This is a genomic window from Microcoleus sp. Pol10D4, from assembly GCF_036701555.1.
Lineage (GTDB): Bacteria > Cyanobacteriota > Cyanobacteriia > Cyanobacteriales > Microcoleaceae > Microcoleus.
In genome coordinates this window covers 1-1,069 of sequence record NZ_JAUBRA010000177.1, presented here as the reverse complement: position 1 = coordinate 1,069, position 1,069 = coordinate 1, and the positions used below count along the sequence as shown (strand labels likewise).

The following is a 1,069-nucleotide window of genomic DNA, read 5'->3' as shown; positions in this document are numbered from 1 at the left end:
GAAAAATCTTCTCTTTATCCCTTGGGCTTGTCTTGGCAACTAGATTAACTGCTACCCCTACTTATTGAGCCGATACTTTCTTTTAATATATTGAAGTTGTTTCTTAATCGCTTTTCTGCGTTTTTTTGTGATGGTCTTCGTTTCTTTGCTACTGTCAAGTATTCTTTTCGGGCTAGGTTTCGATAAGTTCTTGGTTTTTTTTTACTGGTGACTGAATTTGAGTGTGCAAAGCATCTATGATTGTTTCGGTTTGTTCCCTGGCTTGATTCAATATTCCTAAATCGTTAGGATATTTAATGTCGGCTGGCGCACAGGTTGCGTCTAATATTAATTTTCCTTGATTCTTCGGCTCGCTGATGTCCGATGACTTTTTATCGACTACTTTGCCTGGTGTTTCGGTCTGCTCTTTGACCATTTTTTCATTAATTTTATTGACTAGGTTGACACCTATTCTCTGTCGAAAATGAACCAACATTGATGAGTCGAATGGTGCTTGACTCCTATAGCTGGTCATGCCTATAAAGTATTGTAAGTATGGGTTTTCTCGGATTTGTTCTATTGTTTCGCGATCGCTGGTTCCTAACCTTTCTTTAATAATTAATGCTCCCAATGCCATCCGAAAAGATTTCGCTGGAGCTCCCATATCTAGGGAAAAGTTTTGAGCATATTCTGCTTCAAATGCGAACCAAGGAATTAGTTTCGCCATGATTACCCAACGATTATCTTCTAACAATTGCCCCTCAAAAGGCAAGTCAAAGTTGGATGGCGGGTTTGGGGTTGGGTCAACTTTTCGGTACATTACGAAAGTGATGTTGTACTAGGCTTTGGACAGATTTTAGCTCATAAGCTTGCACACGCGGAGTGTTCAAACCAGTCAAAGTCTTTTTCTGTAAAGGTTTTAGGCTTTTTAAGCAAGCCCTAGTTAGTCTAAACTACAGTTAATGAAGTTAACTCGAAATAAACGTCGCTTTTATCAACAAGGTATGCGGGCTGCCTGGGGGGGTGACAAAGAGGTCTACGAGATAGACTGTATAAGGGTTGCAGCCCGCATACCTTGTTGATAAAAGCG

Annotated in this window: 1 pseudogene; it reads right to left on the bottom strand. The window is 40.2% G+C overall.

What is annotated here, in order from left to right:
- Nucleotides 1–78: 78 nt before the first annotated feature.
- Nucleotides 79–799 (bottom strand): annotated as a pseudogene (locus QUA36_RS31245) (transposase); the annotation flags it as partial.
- Nucleotides 800–1,069: the final 270 nt, after the last annotated feature.